14 protein-coding genes and 1 other RNA gene are annotated in these 20,952 nt (G+C 67.6%); 9 read left to right on the top strand and 6 right to left on the bottom strand.

What is annotated here, in order from left to right:
* The first annotated feature begins 25 nt into the window (after positions 1 to 25).
* The 3 genes from ASD48_RS06780 to ASD48_RS06770 all read left to right on the top strand — a co-directional run bounded on the left by ASD48_RS06780 (position 26) and on the right by ASD48_RS06770 (position 9,439).
* Complete coding sequence (locus tag ASD48_RS06780) at positions 26 to 6,433, top strand: RHS repeat-associated core domain-containing protein (RefSeq protein WP_079073631.1); 6,408 nt, start codon at positions 26 to 28, stop codon at positions 6,431 to 6,433.
* Positions 6,434 to 7,249: 816 nt separating this feature from the next.
* Positions 7,250 to 8,356: a peptide chain release factor 2 gene (gene prfB, locus ASD48_RS06775; RefSeq protein WP_057600460.1), complete on the top strand. Its 1,107-nt coding sequence runs from the start codon at positions 7,250 to 7,252 to the stop codon at positions 8,354 to 8,356.
* 270 nt (positions 8,357 to 8,626) lie between these two features.
* A complete protein-coding gene (locus ASD48_RS06770; protein ID WP_057600459.1) occupies positions 8,627 to 9,439 on the top strand; it encodes a hypothetical protein in 813 nt (270 codons plus the stop codon).
* 85 nt (positions 9,440 to 9,524) lie between these two features.
* Here the strand turns inward: ASD48_RS06770 and ASD48_RS06765 are convergent, their stop codons facing one another.
* Positions 9,525 to 9,719, bottom strand: coding sequence for a hypothetical protein (locus ASD48_RS06765; RefSeq protein ID WP_020132389.1), 195 nt, complete (start codon positions 9,717 to 9,719; stop codon positions 9,525 to 9,527).
* Positions 9,720 to 9,955: 236 nt separating this feature from the next.
* Between ASD48_RS06765 and ftsE the strand changes: the two genes are divergently transcribed.
* From ftsE to ASD48_RS06740, 6 genes are all read left to right on the top strand, one after another.
* Complete coding sequence (gene ftsE / locus ASD48_RS06760; RefSeq protein ID WP_020132390.1) at positions 9,956 to 10,645, top strand: cell division ATP-binding protein FtsE; 690 nt, start codon at positions 9,956 to 9,958, stop codon at positions 10,643 to 10,645.
* A 60-nt stretch (positions 10,646 to 10,705) separates the two neighbouring features.
* Complete coding sequence (ftsX, locus tag ASD48_RS06755) at positions 10,706 to 11,623, top strand: permease-like cell division protein FtsX (RefSeq protein WP_020132391.1); 918 nt, start codon at positions 10,706 to 10,708, stop codon at positions 11,621 to 11,623.
* 67 nt (positions 11,624 to 11,690) lie between these two features.
* Positions 11,691 to 12,869 (top strand): S41 family peptidase, encoded by a 1,179-nt coding sequence (locus tag ASD48_RS06750; RefSeq protein WP_079073630.1) that lies wholly within the window; start codon positions 11,691 to 11,693, stop codon positions 12,867 to 12,869.
* A gap of 60 nt (positions 12,870 to 12,929) precedes the next feature.
* Positions 12,930 to 13,478: an SsrA-binding protein SmpB gene (gene smpB, locus ASD48_RS06745; protein WP_037736523.1), complete on the top strand. Its 549-nt coding sequence runs from the start codon at positions 12,930 to 12,932 to the stop codon at positions 13,476 to 13,478.
* A 168-nt stretch (positions 13,479 to 13,646) separates the two neighbouring features.
* Positions 13,647 to 14,033: a transfer-messenger RNA gene (ssrA, locus tag ASD48_RS41280) on the top strand.
* Between the two features lie 81 nt (positions 14,034 to 14,114).
* A complete protein-coding gene (locus ASD48_RS06740; RefSeq protein WP_057600457.1) occupies positions 14,115 to 14,477 on the top strand; it encodes a hypothetical protein in 363 nt (120 codons plus the stop codon).
* On the opposite strand, the gene ASD48_RS06735 is transcribed toward ASD48_RS06740, so the two are convergent.
* From ASD48_RS06735 to ASD48_RS06715, 5 genes are read right to left on the bottom strand one after another with little or no spacing between them, the layout of a single operon-like run.
* Complete coding sequence (locus ASD48_RS06735) at positions 14,464 to 15,480, bottom strand: LacI family DNA-binding transcriptional regulator (protein ID WP_057600456.1); 1,017 nt, start codon at positions 15,478 to 15,480, stop codon at positions 14,464 to 14,466. The two genes, ASD48_RS06740 and ASD48_RS06735, sit on opposite strands and share 14 nt — an antisense overlap.
* Positions 15,480 to 17,750, bottom strand: coding sequence for an alpha-xylosidase (gene yicI, locus ASD48_RS06730; protein WP_057600455.1), 2,271 nt, complete (start codon positions 17,748 to 17,750; stop codon positions 15,480 to 15,482). The genes ASD48_RS06735 and yicI overlap by 1 nt, the downstream gene beginning before the upstream one ends.
* Before the next feature lie 30 nt (positions 17,751 to 17,780).
* The gene (locus ASD48_RS06725; RefSeq protein ID WP_057600454.1) at positions 17,781 to 18,611 is read right to left on the bottom strand and encodes a carbohydrate ABC transporter permease; all 831 of its coding nucleotides are present in this window, start codon (positions 18,609 to 18,611) and stop codon (positions 17,781 to 17,783) included.
* Positions 18,608 to 19,573, bottom strand: a complete 966-nt coding sequence (locus ASD48_RS06720; RefSeq protein ID WP_057600453.1) for a sugar ABC transporter permease — start codon at positions 19,571 to 19,573, stop codon at positions 18,608 to 18,610. Before ASD48_RS06720 ends, ASD48_RS06725 begins: the two co-directional genes overlap by 4 nt.
* The gene (locus ASD48_RS06715; RefSeq protein WP_057600452.1) at positions 19,570 to 20,883 is read right to left on the bottom strand and encodes an extracellular solute-binding protein; all 1,314 of its coding nucleotides are present in this window, start codon (positions 20,881 to 20,883) and stop codon (positions 19,570 to 19,572) included. Before ASD48_RS06715 ends, ASD48_RS06720 begins: the two co-directional genes overlap by 4 nt.
* Positions 20,884 to 20,952: the final 69 nt, after the last annotated feature.

The following is a 20,952-nucleotide window of genomic DNA, read 5'->3' as shown; positions in this document are numbered from 1 at the left end:
GGGACTGGGCGGGGGACGAAAAGCGATGGTATTTGGCGTGGGCACCTCAAGATGGCGCAGGAGTGGTCGGTATCGTGCCGGCCGGCTTCTGTTGCAGTCGCTGGCTTTGGCACTTGTCGTGCCTGTGGCTGTGGCGCAGGCGGCCGAAGCCGCAGGATCGGAGGGACTCGGCCGCCCTGATGTGCCGAAGCCCCGTGTCAGCGACGTGAAGGTAGTCAAGGGGCCGGGTGCGAATAAGGCGCGGGATCAGGTTGCCCGGGAGCAGAAGACCAACGCTGACCAGGCCGAACAGGCACAGGCGGAACGACAGGCGAAGTGGCCCGGGGAAGGCGAGGCGACAATGGTCCTGACGGCCGGGAAGACGGTCGTGGCGAAGGCGAACGGTCTGCCCGTGTCCCTCGTACCGCAAGCCGGAGGCCATGCCGCCTCCGGTACTGCACGTGTCACTGTGCTGGATCAAAAGGCCGCCCGAGAAGCCGGAATCACCGGCGTGCTGCTGACCGCCGAGGCAGCCACGGCGGGCAGCGCTGAAGTGACCGTTGACTACGGCGGTTTCGCCTCGGCCATCGGCGGTGACTGGTCCCAGCGGCTGAAGCTCGTACAACTGCCGGGCTGCGTCCTGACGGCACCGCAGAAGCCGGAGTGCCGTACACAGCTCCCACTTTCGTCGCAGAACGACTTCGCACATCACTCGGTGTCGGCCAAGGTTCGCCTTGCTGAATCCGCCGTTGGCCGGTCCACGCAGCTCTTGAGGGATGCCGGCAACGCATCGACTGCCACCGTGCTGGCCGTCACCGCGACCGGTGCGGGCTCTGGCCAGTCGCCCAAGGGCGCTGGAGACTACTCCGCCACCCCGCTCTCGGAGTCGTCCTCCTGGCAGTCGGGCAACAGTGCGGGTTCCTTCACGTGGTCGTACGACTTCACGATGCCGCCGGCTGCGGCAGGGCCGGTGCCGCCGCTGTCGCTGTCGTACGACTCAGGCAGCGTGGACGGCCGTACCGCGGCGACCAACAACCAGGGCTCGGCGGTCGGTGAGGGCTTCACGCTCACCGAGTCCTACATCGAGCGCTCGTACGGCGTATGTGACGACGACGGGCACACGGACGTCTTCGACCTCTGCTGGAAGTATGACAACGCCCGCCTGGTGTTGAACGGCAAGTCCACCCGTCTGGTCAAGGATGGCGACGGCGGCCAGTGGCGCCTGGAGAACGACGACGCCTCCAAGGTCACCCGCTTCACGGGTGGGGACAACGCCGATGACGACGGCGAGTACTGGACCGTGACGACGGGCGACGGCAAGAAGTACGTGTTCGGTCTGAACAAGCTGGCCGGTGCGGATACACAGCGCACCAACTCCGTCTGGACGGTGCCGGTGTTTGGTGACGACTCTGGCGAGCCGGGCTACTCGGCCGGTGACACGTTCGCGGACCGGTCACTCACCCAGGCGTGGCGGTGGAACCTCGACCTGGTCGAGGACACCCGTGGCAACGCGTCCACGTACTGGTACACGAAGGAGTCGAACTTCTACAAGAAGAACAAGGCGAGCACGGCGAACGCGGCCTACACGCGCGGCGGCTACCTGACCCGCGTCGAGTACGGTCTGCGGGCCGGGGCACTCTTCACCGACAAGGCGGACGCGAAAGTCACCTTCTCCCATGCCGAGCGCTGCACCGCTGCCGACTGCTCCAGCCTCACGAAGGACACCGCGGACAACTGGCCGGACGTTCCGTTCGACGCGATCTGCTCGAGCGGAGACGCCGAGTGCAAGGCAACAGGTCCGTCCTTCTTCTCCCGTAAACGCCTGACCGGGATAGACACCCATTCCTACAACGCCACCACGGCCGTTTACGACCCGGTGGACTCGTGGGACATGATCCAGCAGTATCTGGACGGTGGGGACATCGGCGACAGCTCCGACCAGATGCTGACCTTGAAGTCCCTCAAGCGGACCGGCAAGGCCGGCGACACGGCGATCGGGCTCGACCCGACCTCGTTCACCTACCAGATGCGCCCCAACCGGGTCGATGCCACGGACGACATTCTGCCCCTGACCCGGGCGCGCATCTCGACGATCACCTCGGAGACGGGGGCGATCACCACAGTGACACTGTCGGGCGAGGAGTGTGTACGCAGCGAGGTGGCAGGCGCGGCTCCCGACACCAACACGCGTTCATGTTTTCCGCAGTTTTGGCGCATCAACGGTGGTGAAAACGCCTCGATCGACTGGTTCCACAAGTACCGGGTGCTGGCGGTGACCGTTTCCGATCCTGCGGCGGCAAACGAGACGGTTGAACACGCCTACTCCTACAGCGGCGCGGCCTGGCACTACAGCGACAACCCCTTCGCCCCGGCCGGCGAGCGCACTTGGTCGGACTGGCGTGGCTACCGTCAGGTCACCTCGTGGACCGGGGCGACGGATGTCACCCGTTCCAGGACCGTCTCCCTCTACATGCAGGGCATGCACGGCGACAAGAACAAGGACGGCACCACGAAGACGAGCTCCGTCGCCCCCCTCGCCGCTCCGGCCCTAGGGGCTACGACGCTCACCGACACCGACCAGTACGCCGGACAGTTGCGCGAACAGGTCACCTACAACGGCAACACCGCTGTTTCGGCCACGGTGAAGGTTCCATGGTCGCAGGAGACCGCCAGGCAGACGGCGCCCGAAGCGGGTGATCACGTAGCCCGCTACGTCCGCACCCAGAAGGTGCACGCCTACACGTACTTGTCGGCATCCCAGACGTGGCGCGAGCGACAGACGGCCACCACCTTCGACAGCTACGGCTTGCCGGTCACCGTCGAGGACTCCGGGCAGATCGGCAAGAGCGGCGACGAGACCTGCACCCGTACGTGGTACGCCCGCAACACCGAGGCGGGACTGATCAGCCTGGTCTCACGCACCCGCACGGTTGCCGATACGTGCGCGACGGCGGACACTGCCTTGACGCTGCCGGCGAACAAGGACACCCGGGGTGACGTCTTGGCGGACACTGCGATCGTCTACGACACTGCGAACGCCACCACCTGGTCGGCCGTGCAGAAGCCGTCGAAGGGCCAGCAGACCTGGGCCGGCCGCGCCACCGGCTACGCCGCGACGTCGGACCTCAACGGCGACAGACTCCCCTCGGGCTGGCAGACGACGGCGACCACCACGTACGACGCCCTTGGGCGTCCGCTGAGTGTGACGAACGCGGGCGGCAAGAGCACCACGACGGCGTACACGCCGATCGATGCGGGGCCGCTGACCAGGACCATCGTCACCGACGCCGCACCCATGCAGTTCAAGACAATCAACTTTGTCGATGCACGGCGAGGTCTGACTCTGCGCACCTACGACCGCAACAACAGCAAGACCGAGAGCGCCTATGACGCCCTGGGGCGGGTAACCGATGTCTGGCTGCCCAATCGGATCCGAGGCTCTGACGCGGCCAGCATGACCTTTGCCTACCACCTGGACAACCTCAAGCCGTCCTGGGTATCAACATCGTCCCTCAAGAGGGACGGCAAGACGTACAACACCAGCTACACGCTGTACGACTCGCTCCTTCGTCCGCTGCAGATCCAGTCGCCGACTCCACTGGGTGGCCGGCTGCTGACGGATACCCGCTACGACACCCGGGGCTTGGCCTACGAGACGTACGCCGACATCTTCGACACCACTAGCACCCCTAACGGCACCTATACACGCGCCGAGTACGGCGAGGCACCGAAGCAGACGGCCACGGAGTTCGACGGAGCGGGTCGGCCGACCACCAGCACGCTGTACGTGCTCGGTGTCGAGAAGTGGTCCACGAGTACCAGCTACACCGGAGACTCCGTGGCGACGACCGCCCTCCAAGGCGGATCAGCCCAGCGCACGATCACGGATGTGCGCGGGCAGACGACGGAAACCCGCGCCTACGAGAGTACGAGTCCGGCCGACACGGCCTTCGGGACCAGTCCTGGTGCTTCGTACACCTCCACGAAGTTCACCTACACCCTGGACGGCAAGCAGAAGACGATCACCGGGCCGGACGGCGCCGCATGGTCGTACGACTACGACCTCTTCGGCCGCCAGACCAGCGCCAAGGACCCCGACAAGGGAGCGACAAGCACTGAGTACGACGTCCTGGACCGAGTCACCAAGACCACGGACGCGCGCGGCAAGTCGATCATCGTGGGTTACGACGAGCTGAGCCGGGTCACAGGTACCTGGACGGGCGCACGGACGGACGCCAACCAGCTCACCGGCTACACCTACGACACGGTGCTGAAGGGCCTGCCCACCTCCGCCACTCGCTACATGGGCGGCAAGACAGGCGACGCGTACACACAGACCGTCACCGCCTACGACAGCCTGGGCCGGGCCACCGCGAGCCAGCTCGAACTGCCGGCCTCCGATCCGTTCGTTAAGGCGGGCGAGGCAGCCGTGCTGAAGTCCGAGGCCTTCTACAACCTCGACGGCACCTTGCAGAACAGCAGCGAGCCCGCGATGGGCGGACTGGAGTCGGAGACCATCGGCTTCACCTACAACGACCTGGGCGACCTGGCCACCATCGGCGGTGTGCTCGACGTCTCCTACTCCGCGCTCTCCCAGCCGCAACAATTGACGCTGGGCGCAGGCGGCAGCGACAACAAGAGTGTCTATGTCACCAACCGTTACGAGGACGGCACCGGCCGCCTGGCCCGCAGCCATGTCACGGACCAGACTCACGGCTACATGCTTCAGGACCTCAACTACAGCTACGACCAGACCGGCAACGTCACGTCGATCAGCGACCCGACGACGCTCGGCGGCTCCGGTTCGGCGGACACCCAGTGCTTCGCCTACGACGGTCACCAACGCTTGACTGATGCCTGGACCCCTGCCTCCCAGAACTGCGCCGACGCTCGCAGCGCCACCAGCCTGTCGGGCCCGGCACCGTACTGGACGAGCTACACCTACAACGACGCCGGCCAGCGGACCAGCGAGACGGTGCATCAGAGCACCCGCGACACGAAGACGACATACTGCTACCCCAAATCCGCGCAGCCGCACACCCTGACCGGTACCACGACCGGCACTGACTGCACCGCCCCGGAGCGTGCCTACGCCTACGACGCCACCGGGAACACCACCAGCCGCCCTGGAGGCACGACCACACAGAGCCTGGCCTGGTCCGACGAGGGCAGACTGGCCAAACTGACGGAGAACAACGCATCGTCCGACTACCTCTACGACGCCTCCGGCACTCTGCTGATCCGCGCCGCCGCGAACGGTGAACGTGTCCTGTACACCGGCGCCAGCGAACTACACCTGCGGGCCGACGGCACCATCTGGGCTCAGCGCTACTACTCGGCCGGCGGCATCACGGCCGCCATGCGGTCCAACCAATCCGGTACCGAAAAGGTCACCTATCTCACAGGCGACCACCACGGCACCTCCAGCCTGGCGCTCAACCCGGACACGAACCAGACCTTCACCAAGCGATACACGACGCCCTTCGGCCAAGACCGAGGTAAGGCCGCGTCCGGTTCTTGGCCGGACGACAAGGGATTCCTCGGGAAGACCCGCGATACCGGCACGGGTCTGACCCACATCGGGGCCCGCGAGTACGACCCGACCATCGGCCAGTTCGTCAGTGTCGACCCAGTACTTCAGCTCGAAGCGCCGCAGACGCTGAACGGGTACAGCTACGGATCCCAGAACCCGGTCACCTTCTCGGATCCGACGGGAACTGAGATCGGTTCACGGCCAAACTCCTGCCGGTACTCGCTGGAGTATTGCGACAAAGCGACCCAGGACGCTGTCGGCTATGACAAAAAAACGGGGAATACTGACTACACCACGGGAACGGCAGTAGGTGACGGATCGATACTGGGCTCCGGTAACGGCAAGTCCGTCACAGAGAAGGAACGTCTCAAGCTGGACCCGAAGGTGGTCGAATGGCTGACAAAGGACCTTGGGTACCGTGGCAGTGTTTATCTTGGGAATGGAGAAGCTAAAACCTGGATCGAGGGACTGGCGGATGACAAGAAAACGAAGGAGCTTCAGGAAGCGGCCTCTAGCTTCTTCGGGTGCTATGGGACTAGGGCCAAGAGCAGCATCGACTGTATGAAGGATGCGCAGAAGACCTACAAGAAGCAATTCGAGAAAGAAAGCGCCTGGGACAAGACCCTAGGTATCCTCAAAAAGACCGCAGGCCCTTTGGCTAGTGTGGTGCTGGGTGGGGGCTGCACATTTTTGTCGGGCGGCACCCTAGTCGCGGGATGCATTGTAGTCGCTTCGATGGCGTCCGGGGCGATCGACTACGCCTTGTCCGATGAAGAGAACAAGACGCTTGCGGGTTATGCTGAGGCATCTGCCACACAGGGTGTGATTACAGTCATCTCCTTCGGCGCAAACCGGTTCGTCGCGCCGCTCGCAGCTAGATGGGCGTCCAACCGGGAACTCGCAAACCTCCTCAGAGGGTGATCGAACTTTCGGGATCCGTGTGCCGTCGCAGCGGCAACACACGGATCCCGAAAGGGATTTTTGACTGTGCCTTTCTGTAACATGCTGTCGGTCGACCCGAGTTCCGGGATCCGAGGGATGGGATCCCGGGAACAATTTGAGAGGAGCGCTAGTCGTGCGAGGCTGCAGAGATATATTTTTGGCGGTCGATCGTTTTCTCGGATCAGGGCAGCCTCCTAATCGTTTCGAAGTGGCAGTGGCACGTCACCCTGTGCGGGCCGGTGTGATCTGCGGAGCCGTGATGACGGTGCTGGTCGCGCTCGCTCTGTCTGCCAGTAGTGATCCCGTGCTGCTACTGCAGGCCGCCCTGACCGGCATCGGTGTGGGAATCTTCTCCTGGGCTGTCTGCCGACTCACGCGATCGCAGCATGCCTATTACGAGAGAGTCGGTAGGTTCGGTGGGGCGGGTCAACAAGCCCCGTTGGCTACAGCGGAAACCATGTCACCGCAAATGCACGTCTTGCTGTTCGTAGGTGGATGGGTAGTGCTATCGGGAGTGTTCTGGTTGATCAGCCCTCTTATCGATATGCCGCGGAGTGTCCCATGGTCCGCATTTTTTGGAGCACTGCTGCTCGGAGCGGCGATCATGGTCGAATGGATCAAACGCGAGAGGTCCTGACGTCAACTGGGTCCGCTGCCGGCTGAGCCGCTTTTGGCTCACCGGACCGCGTTCGGCTCCTGCGTGTCAGGTCACGCGCGTGCTGGCCGAACAGTGGGTACGCTCATGATCGGCGTCCACCGGAGTCCGCCGCATGGCGGAGCCGTTACGCTGGAGGCGTGGCAGTCGTCGATGTATCCGAAGAGCTCAAGTCCCTCTCCTCGACCATGGAGTCGATCGAGGCCGTTCTGGACCTCGACAAGCTGAGGGCAGATATCGCCGTGCTCGAGGAGCAGGCGGCCGCGCCGTCCCTGTGGGACAACCCGGACGAGGCGCAGAAGATCACCAGCAAGCTGTCCCACCTCCAGGCCGAGGTCAGGAAGGCGGACGCGCTGCGCAGCCGGATCGACGATCTCTCCGTGCTGTTCGAGATGGCCGAGGAGGAGGACGACCCGGACACCCTCGCCGAGGCCGAGTCGGAGCTCACCTCGGTCAGGAAAGCGCTGGACGAGATGGAGGTCCGTACGCTGCTCAGCGGCGAGTACGACTCCCGCGAGGCGCTCGTGAACATCCGCGCCGAGGCCGGTGGCGTCGACGCCGCCGACTTCGCGGAGAAGCTCCAGCGGATGTACCTGCGGTGGGCGGAGCAGAAGGGCTACAAGACCGAGATCTACGAGACGTCGTACGCCGAAGAGGCCGGCATCAAGTCGACCACCTTCTCCGTACAGGTCCCGTACGCCTACGGCACCCTCTCCGTGGAGCAGGGCACGCACCGGCTCGTGCGGATCTCCCCCTTCGACAACCAGGGGCGCCGCCAGACCTCCTTCGCGGGTGTCGAGATCCTCCCCGTGGTGGAGACCACCGACCACATCGAGATCGACGAGTCCGAGCTGCGAGTGGACGTCTACCGTTCCTCCGGTCCCGGCGGCCAGGGCGTGAACACCACCGACTCCGCGGTGCGCCTCACCCACCTCCCCACCGGCATCGTCGTCTCCTGTCAGAACGAGCGGTCGCAGATCCAGAACAAGGCCTCCGCGATGAACGTCCTCCAGGCCAAGCTGCTCGACCGGCGCCGGCAGGAGGAGCAGGCCAAGATGGACGCGCTCAAGGTCGACGGCGGCAACTCCTGGGGCAACCAGATGCGTTCGTACGTCCTGCACCCGTACCAGATGGTCAAGGACCTGCGCACCGAGTTCGAGGTCGGTAACCCCGAGGCCGTGTTCAACGGTGAGATCGACGGGTTCCTGGAAGCCGGAATTCGCTGGCGCAAGCAGCAAGAGAAGTAACTTTGTCGACAAGGTAACCGCCCCTGAATCAGGGGCGGTTGCTTTTTACATCACATTCACCGCACCAACGACACGCAAAGCGCCCTGACTTGGACATTGCGTACGCAACGACCTTGACGATGCTTTGAAAAGTGGGGAAGGTGCAGTGTGGCATGCGTATCTCTGGGGCGCATGTGAACCGGGGGCTTCAGCTACATCTCAGCTACCTCCGTCGATCACGGCCCCGGACGCGGCCTCATCGACGATTCAGCTACTGGGGGTAGCAGCTATATGACCAAGAAGACGCGGATCCGGTTCGCGCGGATAGCCGCCGGCGCCGTGATCGCCGCGGGCGCCTCGCTGACGGTGGCCGGCGTCGCCTCGGCCGACGACGACGCTCTTGTCGACACGAGCACGACCACCACGGCCGACGCCCAGACGCAGGACGACCCGCCGCTCTGCGACCTCTTCCCGACCAACCCCGAGTGCACCGACCCCGGCGCGTCGGAGGGTACGTCCACCGGTACGTCGGAGGGCACTTCGACGGGTACGTCGGAGGGTACGTCCACCGGTACGTCGGAGGGCACTTCGACGGGTACGTCGGAGGGTACGTCCACCGGCACCTCGGAGGGCACTTCCACCGGTACTTCGACGGGTACCTCGACGGGTACGTCCACCGGTACCTCGACGGGCACCTCGACGGGTACGTCCACCGGTACCTCCTCGGGCAACACGTCCTCGGGTACCTCGAACGGCAACACGTCGTCCGGCAGCTCCAGCGAGGGCAACACCTCGTCGGGCTCGTCCGAGGGCAGCACCTCGTCGGGCTCGTCCTCGCAGGGCGGCACCTCGACCGGTGGCTCCACCACCGGCGGCACCGACACCGACGGCACCTCCACCCAGGAGGAGGGCAGCTCCGCGCTGACCGACACCTCGGACGCCGCCGCCGACACCAGCGCGCAGGGTGGCGGCAAGGAGCTCGCCGAGACCGGTGCCGGTCAGACCACGTTCCTGGTCATCGGTGCGGCCACCATGATCGCCGGCGGCATCGGCTTCCGGGTGCTGCCGCGCCTCGCGGCCGGCCGTGGCGGAGCCGCTGCCTGACCTCGGGTAGTCGCCTCCGTACGTGACGTACACGCGAAGGGGCCCGGAGCCATCGGCTCCGGGCCCCTTCCGTGCGTGCCGGGGGTTACGCGGTCTGGTGGGCCAGCAGCGCCAGCGCCGCGACCAGCACCGCGAGCAGCGCGATGAGCGCCATCGGGTTCAGCCCCGCGAAGAAGTTGTCCTGTTGCTGCAGCCGCTCGCGGTTCGCGCGGCACACCGGGCACCGGCCCTCGCTCACGGGCGCGGCGCAGTTAGCGCACACCAGCCGGTCGTACGTCATGCGCTCGCCCTCCTTGCACCGGTTCCACGTACACAACGCTTCGGGGAACGGGAACGTTCCCCCTCCACTGTGCCAGGTTCCTCCGGGGGCCGCGCGGCCCACCCGAAGAGCGGGGGGCGTACAAAGTCCCGTACAAAAGCGCACAAGCCCCACTCAACCCCTCGCGACGCCTGCGCCGCCCTCCCCGGTTCGCGTATGGTCACGCTCATCTACCCCCGGCGACCCGTGGTGCACCCGTGATCCGATTCGACAACGTCTCCAAGGTCTACCCCAAGCAGACCCGCCCCGCACTCAGGGATGTCTCCCTCGAGGTGGAGAAGGGCGAGTTCGTCTTCCTCGTGGGATCCTCCGGCTCCGGCAAGTCCACCTTCCTGCGGCTGGTCCTCCGCGAGGAGCGGACCAGCCACGGTCAGGTGCACGTCCTGGGCAAGGACCTCGCGCGCCTCTCCAACTGGAAGGTGCCGCAGATGCGCCGCCAGCTGGGGACGGTCTTCCAGGACTTCCGGCTGCTGCCGAACAAGACGGTGGCGGAGAACGTCGCCTTCGCGCAGGAGGTCATCGGGAAGTCGAAGGGCGAGATCCGCAAGTCCGTGCCGCAGGTGCTCGACCTCGTCGGGCTCGGCGGCAAGGAGGACCGGATGCCCGGTGAGCTGTCCGGCGGTGAACAGCAGCGTGTCGCCATCGCGCGCGCCTTCGTGAACCGGCCCAAGCTGCTGATCGCGGACGAGCCCACCGGCAACCTCGACCCGCAGACCTCCGTCGGCATCATGAAGCTGCTCGACCGGATCAACCGGACGGGCACGACCGTGCTGATGGCCACGCACGACCAGAACATCGTGGACCAGATGCGCAAGCGCGTCATCGAGCTGGAGCAGGGCCGCCTCGTCCGCGACCAGGCGCGCGGCGTCTACGGCTACCAGCACTGACCGCCCCCGCCATCGCCCCCGCCCTCGCGGACGTCCCCGGAAAGGCCTGAACAACTCTCCATGCGCGCCCAGTTCGTACTGTCGGAGATCGGTGTCGGTCTCCGCCGCAACCTGACGATGACCTTCGCCGTCGTCGTCTCCGTCGCCCTGTCCCTGGCGCTCTTCGGCGGGTCGCTCCTCATGAGCGACCAGGTCAGCACGATGAAGGGCTACTGGTACGACAAGGTCAACGTCTCGGTGTTCCTCTGCAACAAGAGCGACGCCGAGTCCGACCCGAACTGCGCCAAGGGCGCGGTCACCGCGGACCAGAAGAAGCAGATCAAGTCCGACCTCGACAAGATGGGGGTCGTCGAGAAGGTCACGTACGAGTCGCAGGACGACGCGTACAAGCACTACAAGGAGCAGTTCGGCGACTCCCCGCTGGCCAGCTCCCTCACGCCGGACCAGATGCAGGAGTCGTACCGCATCAAGCTGAAGGACCCGGAGAAGTACCAGGTCATCGCGACCGCCTTCGACGGGCGCGACGGCGTGCAGTCCGTGCAGGACCAGAAGGGCATCCTGGACAACCTCTTCGGGCTGCTCAACGGCATGAACTGGGCGGCGCGTGCGGTCATGGCGCTGATGCTCGTCGTGGCGCTGATGCTGATCGTCAACACGGTGCGCGTCTCGGCCTTCAGCCGACGGCGTGAGACGGGGATCATGCGGCTCGTCGGCGCCTCCGGTTTCTACATCCAGGCACCGTTCATCGCCGAGGCGGCGGTCGCCGGGCTGATCGGCGGCACGGTCGCCTGCGGGTTCCTGGTGATCGCCCGGTACTTCATCATCGACAACGGCCTGGCCCTGTCCGAGAAGCTGAACCTGATCAACTTCATCGGCTGGGACGCCGTTCTGACGAAGCTTCCGCTCATCCTGGCCACGAGCCTGCTGATGCCCGCGCTGGCCGCGTTCTTCGCGCTGCGCAAGTACCTGAAGGTGTGACGCACGCCCCGCGGGCCGTACGGTCAACCGACCGTACGGCCCTTCGCGTTCCCCTAGACTCACCGCCATGTCAGGCCGTGACCTGTTCTGTCAGCCCCGCCGTTTCGGCCGCGGGGCCGCCCTGACATTGATGTTCGCGAGCGTGCTCGTCGCCGGCGCCGCCACCGGATCCCTGCCGGGCGACCCCGCGGAGGGCGGCCGGAGCGCCTCGGGCGCCGCCCCCTCCCCGGCCCCCGCAGGCCACTCCGAGGACGTGACGCGGGCCGCAGAGGAGGCCGCCGCGGACGGCAAGTCCCCGATGGAGGCCGCCGAGCGCGCCGTCAGCCGCAGCGGGGACCGCTGGGCGGCCGTCTACTCCGAGGGCGAGTACGAGGAGTTCGAGGCGTCCCTCGACGGCCGGTACACCGGCGTCGGCCTGGAGGCGCGGGGCGACCGGGACGGCCGGATCGAGGTGACCAAGGTGCGGCCGGGGTCGCCCGCGGCCGCCGCCGGGATCCGCGCCGGCGACCGGCTGCGCAGCGTGGACGGACGGTCCGTCGAAGGCCTCCCGGTCACCGACGTCGTCTCCTTACTGCGCGGTGACGCTTCGGGGGCGACCGCCGGCAGTTCCGTCCGTCTCGGCCTGGAGCGCGGCACGCGCGCGTGGACCGAGACCCTGCGCCGGGCGCTGCTGTCCACGGACGCCGTCACCGTCCACCGCCTCTCCGACGACACCACCGTCATCACCGTCGCCGCGTTCACCAAGGGCGTCGGTGACAGCGTGCGCAGCGCCGTCCGCCGGACCCCGGCCGGGGCCGGGATCGTCCTCGATCTGCGCGGCAACTCCGGCGGCCTGGTCACCGAGGCCGTCTCCGCCGCCTCCGCCTTCCTCGACGGCGGCCTGGTCGCCACCTACGACGTCGACGGCGACCAGCGCGCCCTGCACGCCGAGGGCGGCGGCGACACCACCAGCCCCCTGGTCGCCCTCGTCGACGGCGGCACGATGAGCGCCGCCGAGCTGCTCACCGGCGCCCTCCAGGACCGTGGCCGCGCGGTCGTCGTGGGCTCCCGCACCTTCGGCAAGGGCTCGGTCCAGATGCCGAGCCGGCTGCCCGACGGCTCCGTCGCCGAACTGACCGTCGGGCACTACCGCACTCCCTCCGGTCATGGTGTCGACGGCCGGGGCATCACCCCCGACCTGGAGGCGGACGACGGGGCGCTGGAGCGGGCCGAGACCGTGCTGAGCGGCCTCGGGGACGTGCCCTGAGCGACCGCCGCGTAATCGGCTTTCCCTCAGCGGGCCTCCGGGTGCGAAACTGGCTGCACTATGAGCAAGGGAATGTACGTACCGAAGGAGTCCCAGCCGAAGCAGGGTGGGGCGGCCGCGTCCGGCAAGGTCAAGGACGGCAAGCGCAAGATCGTCGCGCAGAACAAGAAGGCCCGGCACGACTACGCGATCATCGACGTCTACGAGGCCGGTCTCGTCCTCACGGGCACCGAGGTGAAGTCGCTGCGCGAGGGGCGCGCCTCGCTGACCGACGCCTTCGTCCAGATCGAGGGGAACGAGGCGTGGCTGCACGCCGCGCACATCCCCGAGTACTTCCAGGGCAGCTGGACCAACCACTCCGCGCGCCGCAAGCGCAAGCTGCTCCTGCACCGCGAGGAGATCGACAAGCTGGCGGTGAAGTCCGAGGAGACGGGTCACACGATCGTGGCCCTCGCCGTCTACTTCAAGGACGGCCGGGCGAAGGCCGAGATCGCGCTGGCGCGCGGCAAGAAGGAGTACGACAAGCGGCAGACCCTGCGCGAGCAGCAGGACCGCCGGGAGACGGACCGGGTGATCGCGGCGGCGAAGCGCAGGCAGCGGCACGCGTAGCCGCCGGCCGCTCAGCCGCACGCGCGGTCGCCGTACGCCGGGTCGCCGGGTCGCCGGGAATACAGTGGCACCGTCGTGCGTTGGTCACGTACGATGGCACCTGTGCCTCACAGCAGGCACGAGCCCTCTCCGGAGGGGCCCTCTCCGGAGGGATTGAAAAATCAACATGGGGATGATCGGTTTCGACAGCGACTGTTGAAGCAGGGGAAGCGTGTCGAGGAAGCGGCAATGATCTCGTAAACCATATGTCGCAAAAAATAATCGCCAATACCAAGAGCGATTCCCAGTCCTACGCCCTCGCTGCCTAATAAGCAGTGATGTAGGACCCTAAAGGGTGTCAGCCCGGGAGTGTTCCCGGCCCGGATCCTGGCATAATCTAGGGAACTAAACCATCTGGCCCGGTCACGGGGTCGGATGGGAAATCAAACAGTGACTGGGCCCGTCGGCGACTTGTTCGCGTGATCACCGGGGCCGAGAAAATCACAGCGAACTGCACACGGAGAAGCCCTGATTCTGCACCGTTGGACGCGGGTTCGATTCCCGCCATCTCCACTCATCCCATGTGAACAAGAACCCCGTCGCTCCCGAGCGGCGGGGTTCTTGTCGTCGCACGTCGTACGAAGAGAGGGAGGCCCGGTGGACGAGCCGCCGCACATCACGCTCCTGGGCGAGTACCACGCGCACCCGCTCCGCAGGGGCTCCTACGACGACTTCGCCCCGGACGACCCCGCGGCCGCCCTCGGCCTGTCCGCCGCCCTCGTCGCCGACCTGTCCGCCTGGGCGACCGGCATCGACGCCGCCATGAACACCTGGCTGGCCGACCGCGACGACTTCCGCTGGGACGTTGCGTTTTTGCGCCTGCACGAGGAGGGCGAGACGCTGGCCGAACGCCTCGCCCGGGAACTCGCCCCCGGCCGGACCGTGGGCTACGAAGGCGTCCAGGGCGTGTCCTGTGCGCTCCTGGGGACCCGCCTCGGCAACCCGGTCAGCGTGGACTGACCGTCCGGGGCGCCGTACTCGCCCGCCGGGTCATCGCCGGCGGCAGCAGGGTCGCCTCGGGTACGGTCTCGCCGTCGAGCTTGCGCATCAGCAGGCCCACCGCCCGCTCACCCACCTCCGCCGACGGCAGCGCGATGGAGGTGACCGGCACCCGCAGCCCCTCGGCGAGCTCGTCCGGGCAGATCGCCGTGACCGACAGGTCGCCGGGGACCTGCAGCCCCAACTGCTCGAACGCGTCGATCAGGGGCTCCAGGACCGCCTCGTTGTGGACCACCACTCCCGTCAGCGCGGGCTGCTCGCGCAGCAGCCGCTCCGCCACCCGGCGGGCCGCGGCCGGGGTCGCCTCGCAGGGGTGGACGGCACAGGCGAGCCCCGCCCGGTCGGCGGCCGCGGTGAAGCCCTGCACCACGCGCTGGGCGAAGGCCGTCCCGCGCACGTACACCTCCGGCGGCGACCCGACCAGAGCGACCACCCGGTGACCGAGCTGCGCCAGATGCTCCACGCACCGCTCGCCCGCAGCCCGGAAGTCGAGGTCGATGCAGGTCAGCCCGTCCGCCTCGAGCGGGAAACCGATCATCACGGACGGCCGGTCCAGGGAACGCAGCAACGGCAGCCGGGGGTCGTGGAGCTGGACGTCCATCAGGATCAGCGCGTCGACCAGGGCCGTGTCCGCGACCCTGCGCAGCCCCTCCTCGCCCTCCTCCTGGGTCAGCAGCAGCACGTCGTGGTCGTGCCGCCGGGCCGCCGTCACCACCGACACCGCGAACTGCATGACGACCGGTACATGGATGCCGGCCCGCAGCGGTACCACGAGCGCCAGCACGTTCGAGCGGCTGCTGGCCAGCGCCCGGGCGCCGGCGTGCGGGCGGTAGCCCAGCGCGCGGGCGGCCTCCTCGACCCGCCGCCGGGTCTCCTCGGAGATCGGGCGCTTGCCGCTCAGCGCGTACGACACCGTGCTGGGGGAGACCCCGGCGTGCCGTGCCACATCGGTGATCTTCACCATCAGGCCGGCTCCCCGTCGTCCGGGGTCTCCAGGGTCAGGAACCCGGTGCCCGTCGCCGCCCGCGCGAGCCGGTCCCCGGCCGCCAGCGCCCACGGTGCCGAGGGGTGGCTCGCGGACGCCCGCAGGGTGTCCCCCTCCCGTACGACGGTGAAGGTCACGTCCCCGACCCGTACCGTCACCTGGGCGCCGTGCTCCAGGCCGTAGGCGCGCAGGGTGACCCCGTCGGCGTGCGGGTAGTCCGGCCGGTCGGCGTGGGCGCCCACCGGGACCACCGCGCCCGGCCGCACCAGCAGCGGCAGGCCGAGGAACCCGTGACGCTCGCGCACCCAGCGCGGTCCGGTCACCGTCCGCCCGGTGAGGTAGTGGGTCCAGGTGCCCTCGGGGACGTAGTACGTCACGTCGCCCGCGTCGCTGAACACCGGCGCGACCAGCAGGTCCGGGCCGAGCATGTACTGCCGTTCCAGGTGCGCGCAGCCGGGATCCGCCGGGAACTCCAGCACCATCGCCCGCATCATCGGCGTGCCCTCCTCGTGGGCGACGCGGGCGGCCTCGTACAGGTAGGGCATGAGCCGCAGCTTCAGCCGGGTGAAGTGCCGGGCCACGTCCACCGACTCCTCGTCGAACAGCCAGGGCACCCGGTACGAGGAGCTGCCGTGCAGTCTGCTGTGCGAGGACAGCAGGCCGAAGGCCAGCCAGCGCTTGAACAGCGCCGGTGTCGGTGTGCCCTCGAAGCCGCCGATGTCGTGGCTCCAGAAACCGAACCCGGACAGGCCCAGGGACAGCCCGCCGCGCAGTGACTCCGCCATCGACTCGTACGTCGCCTCGCAGTCACCGCCCCAGTGCACCGGGAACTGCTGGCTGCCGGTGGTCGCCGACCGCGCGAAGACGACCGCCTCCCCCTCGCCCCGGTGCTTGCGCAGCACGTCGAAGACGGTGCGGTTGTAGAGGTACGTGTAGTAGTTGTGCATCCGCTCCGGGTCCGAGCCGTCGGACCAGGTCACGTCGACCGGGACGCGCTCGCCGAAGTCGGTCTTGAAGCAGTCGACGCCCTGCTCGAGCAGCTCCTCCAGCTTGGCCGCGTACCAGTCGCGGGCGGCGGGGCTGGTGAAGTCCACGAGGGCCATGCCGGGCTGCCACAGGTCCCACTGCCAGACGCTCCCGTCCGGCCGCCGCAGCAGATGACCGAGCTCCCGGCCCTCCGCGAAGAGCGGCGACCGCTGGGCGATGTACGGGTTGATCCACACGCTGACGTGCAGACCCTTCGCCTTCAGCCGGGCCAGCATGCCCTCCGGGTCGGGGAACACCCGGGGGTCCCAGCGGAAGTCGCACCAGTGGAACTCCCGCATCCAGAAGCAGTCGAAGTGGAAGACGGAGAGCGGGAGTTCACGCTCCCGCATGCCCTCGATGAAGGAGGACACCGTCTTCTCGTCGTAGGAGGTGGTGAACGACGTCGACAGCCACAGGCCGAACGACCAGGCGGGCGGGAGGGCGGGGCGGCCGGTGAGCGCGGTGTACCTGCGGAGGATGTCCTTCGGTGTGGGGCCGTGGATGACGTAGTACGTCAGCTCCTGTGTCTCGGCGCTGAACTGGACCCTCGACACCGCTTCCGAGCCGACCTCGAAGGACACCTTGCCGGGGTGGTCGACGAAGACGCCGTAGCCCGCGTCCGTGAGATAGAACGGCACGTTCTTGTAGGCCTGTTCGGTCGCCGTGCCGCCGTCGGCGTTCCAGATGTCGACGACCTGGCCGTTCCTGACCAGCGGGCCGAAGCGTTCGCCGAGGCCGTAGACGCAGGTCCCCACTCCCAGGTCGAGCTGTTCGCGCAGGTAGTGGCCGCCGGTGGCCGCGTCCCGCATGATGCCCATGCCCTTGGGGCCGCTGGAGGTGAGGGTGCGGCCGTGGGCGAGGAACTCCACGTGCCAGGGGCCGGAACGGGCGACCTTCACGGAGAGCGCGCCGGAGGTCAGGGTCGCGTACGCGTCGTCGCAGGAGAGCTGGGGGGCGCGCTCCGCCTCGGTGAGGCTGAAGGCGGGCTCGCGGGGCCGCTCGCCCGTGAGGTGGGTGAGGGTGAGGCCGACGACGTCGGGCATCGGGGTGTGGGCGGTGATCGTCATGACCGGTCCCGTCATCAGGTCGCCGCGGCCGCGGATGGGCCGGGCCGGCGCGTGGATCTCCAGGACGCCGTCCGACTCGGCGACGTCGAGGACCTCGGCCGGGTGGGCGGCCGTGACGCCCTCGCGCAGCAGCCAGTAACCGTCGGTGAACTTCATGGGTGGGGGGTCCTTACTGCTCGGTCCTCACTACTTCACGGCGCCCACGGCGATGCCGCGGGTGAGGGTCCGCTGGAAGACGAGGAAGAAGACGAGGGCCGGGAGTACGCCGAGGAGGGCGGCCGCGTTGGTCATCGTGGCGTCCATCAGGCGCTGCCCCTGGAGGACACCGAGGGCCACCGACACGGTCTGGTTGTCGTTGGAGATCAGCATGACCAGCGGGAGCAGGAACTCGTTCCAGGTCCAGACGAAGAAGAAGACCAGCAGCACACCGAGGGTGGGCCGGCTGACGGGGACGACGATCCGCCACAGCACCTGCCACTTGCCGGCGCCGTCGATCCGGGCCGCGTCGATGATCTCGCGCGGGAACCGGCTCAGCACGGAGGAGAGCAGGTAGGTGCCGAAGGCCGCCTGGATCACCGTGAAGACGATGATCACGCTCAGCCGGGTGTCGTACAGACCGGCCTGCTTGCTCAGGTAGTACACGGGGTAGACCAGTGCCTCCTGCGGCAGCATGTTCGCCAGGACGAAGAAGGCCAGGACCCAGGTGCGGCCCCTGATCCGCCCGATGCCGATCGCGTACGCGTTCAGCACCGACAGAGCCACCGCCCCCACCGCCACCGAGCCGCTGATCAGGACCGAGTTCAGCAGCTTGCGGCTGTAGTCGACGCGCTGCCAGAAATCCTTCAGACCCTCCAGATACAGGCCGTCGGGCAGGCTCAACGGGCCGTTTCGCGCGTATTCCGCCGGGGACTTGACCGCGTTCACGGCGACGACCAGAAACGGGACGATCATGAAGAGGGCGGCCAGGCAGAGGGCCAGGAGGACCGGACAGCGGCGCAGGGCTCGTACGGCCTTCATGTCCGGAGTCCTTCCTCCGCGTCCTCCGCCCGGGTCTGCAGCCGCAGGCCCACCAGGGAGAGGGCGAGGATGATCACGGTGAGCACGGTGGAGATCGCGGCGCCGTAGCCGACCTGCGTCTTCTCGAAGAACGTGGCGAAGGAGAAGTAGGAGGGGACGCTCGTCGCGCCGCCGGGACCGCCCTTCGTCAGGACGTACACCGCGCCGAACACCTTCAGCGCGGCGATCGTGCACCAGGTCAGGACGACGTAGATCTCCGGGCGGATCTGCGGCAGCGTGATGTGCAGGAAGCGACGCCACCAGCCGGCGCCGTCCAGCTCGGCCGCCTCGTACAGCTGCGGATCGACGCGTTCCAGTCCCGCCATGAAGACGACCAGCGGGAAGCCGAGCTGCACCCACACCATCACGCCCATCACGCTGTACAGCGCGAGATCGGGGTCGCCGAGCCAGTCCTGCCGCCAGGAGCCGAGACCGGCGGCCCGGAGCAGCTCGTTGAGCGTGCCGTCGTCGGGCGCGAGGATCCAGCTCCAGACGATGCCGGCGACCGCGACCGGCAGCACCTGCGGGAGGTAGAAGCAGGCCCGCAGGACGGCCGCCGTCCGGCTGCCGAAGTGCTTGCCGACGTAGTCGAACAGGGCGGCGGCCAGGACCAGTCCGACGGTCGTGGGGAGCACCGCCATCGCGACGACCATGAAGAGGCTGTGCCGGAAGCTCTCCCAGAACTCCGCGTCGTCCAGCAGCTCGCGGTAGTTGGCGAGTCCGGACCACTCGGGGCTGCCCACGCCCTGCCAGTCGGTGAGGCTCACCCCGGTGTTCATCAGGAACGGCACGATGACGACAACGAGGAAGGCGAGGGCGCCCGGGAGCAGGAACAGCGCGTAGGTATCGCGGGCACGGCGCGGGTGAACGGCCCTGTCCTGCGCGCCGGTCACCCGCCCGCCGCGTTCGGCGGTCACCGTCATGTCTTCGGTACGCCCTTGTCGTACGCCTCCTGCAACGCGTCCAGATAGCCGTCGGGTTTCTCGCTGCCGGTGATCAGCTTCTGGGTCTCGGAGACGAGGACGTCGTAGAAGCCGGGGACCGGCCAGTCCGGGTAGAAGGCCAGGCCGTCGCGGCCGGACAGGGTGTTGAACTGGGCGATGAGCTCCTTGGACCTCGGGTCGGTGATGGCGGCGGCGTCCGCCGCGACCGGGACGCCGCCCTTGTTGCCGAGCAGGTTCTGGATCTTCTTCGACATGGTGATGTCGATGAAGTCGTAGGCGAGCTCCTTGTTGTGGGCGCTCTTGGGGACGACCCAGAGGTTGCCGCCGGAGCCCGGGGTGAGGTTCGAGCCGGGCCACAGGGTGGTGCCCCAGTCGAAGGTCGCCTCGTCCTGGAAGCGGCCGTACCACCAGCTGCCGGAGAACAGGATCGGCGCCTTGCCCTGGAGGAAGGAGACGCCCGCGTCCTCGGCCTTGGCGCTGGTGGAGCTCTTGGCGATGTAGCCCTTCCGCACCCAGTCGGCGAAGGTGTCGGCCGCGTACGTCCAGGCGGCGTCGTGGAAGTCGGTCTTCCCCCGGTACAGCTGGTAGGAGTCGACCCAGGAGCGGTCCGCCCTGGACAGGGCCAGCTGGTAGACGTACTGCTGGGCCGGGTACTCGGCGCCGGAGTTGGCGAGCGGCGTGATCTTGTGCTCGGCGAAGGTGTCCATCGCCGCGACCAGGTCGTCGAACGTCTTCGGCTCGGTGAGCCGGTACTTCGCGAACAGGTCCTTGTTGAAGTAGACCATCGTGAACTCGGCGTAGTTGGGCACGCCGTACCACTTGCCGGAGCCCATCACGCCGTTCGTGTCGTACCGGCCGGTGGTGCGCACGCCCGCGCTGAGCGGCTTGTCCCAGCCGCGCTTCGTCACCTCGGCGGACAGGTCGGTCAGGAGCCCCTGCCTGGAGAGCAGGCCCGCCGTCGCGTTGCCCTTGTTGTACTCCATGAGGTCGGGCGCGTCGGAGGAGTTGAGGACCATCGGGGCGGTCTTCTGGATCTGCTCGAAGCTCTTCTCCTCGAACTCCACCTTCACGCCCGGGTGCTGGGCCTCGAACTCCTTGACCGCCGCTGTCCAGGCCGCGCCCATCGCGCTGTTCGGGGCCTCGTAGTGCCACAGCCGCAGGGTCTTGGCGTCGGAGGTGCCGCCGCCGTCCGAGCCGCCGCAGGAGGCCAGGAGCAGTGAGCCGGCGAGGACCGCCGCCGCGCTCGCCGTCCCCCGTCGTGCCATCACACGCCTTCGTGCCGTCAACATCCTGTGCCTCCAGGGGAGTCGGATGGGTCTGAGGGCGTCACGGTGCGTCCATCGAATCGATTCGATGGG

Source organism: Streptomyces sp. Root1310 (assembly GCF_001426425.1).
Lineage (GTDB): Bacteria > Actinomycetota > Actinomycetes > Streptomycetales > Streptomycetaceae > Streptomyces.
This window is presented reverse-complemented; position numbering and strand designations above follow the sequence as displayed.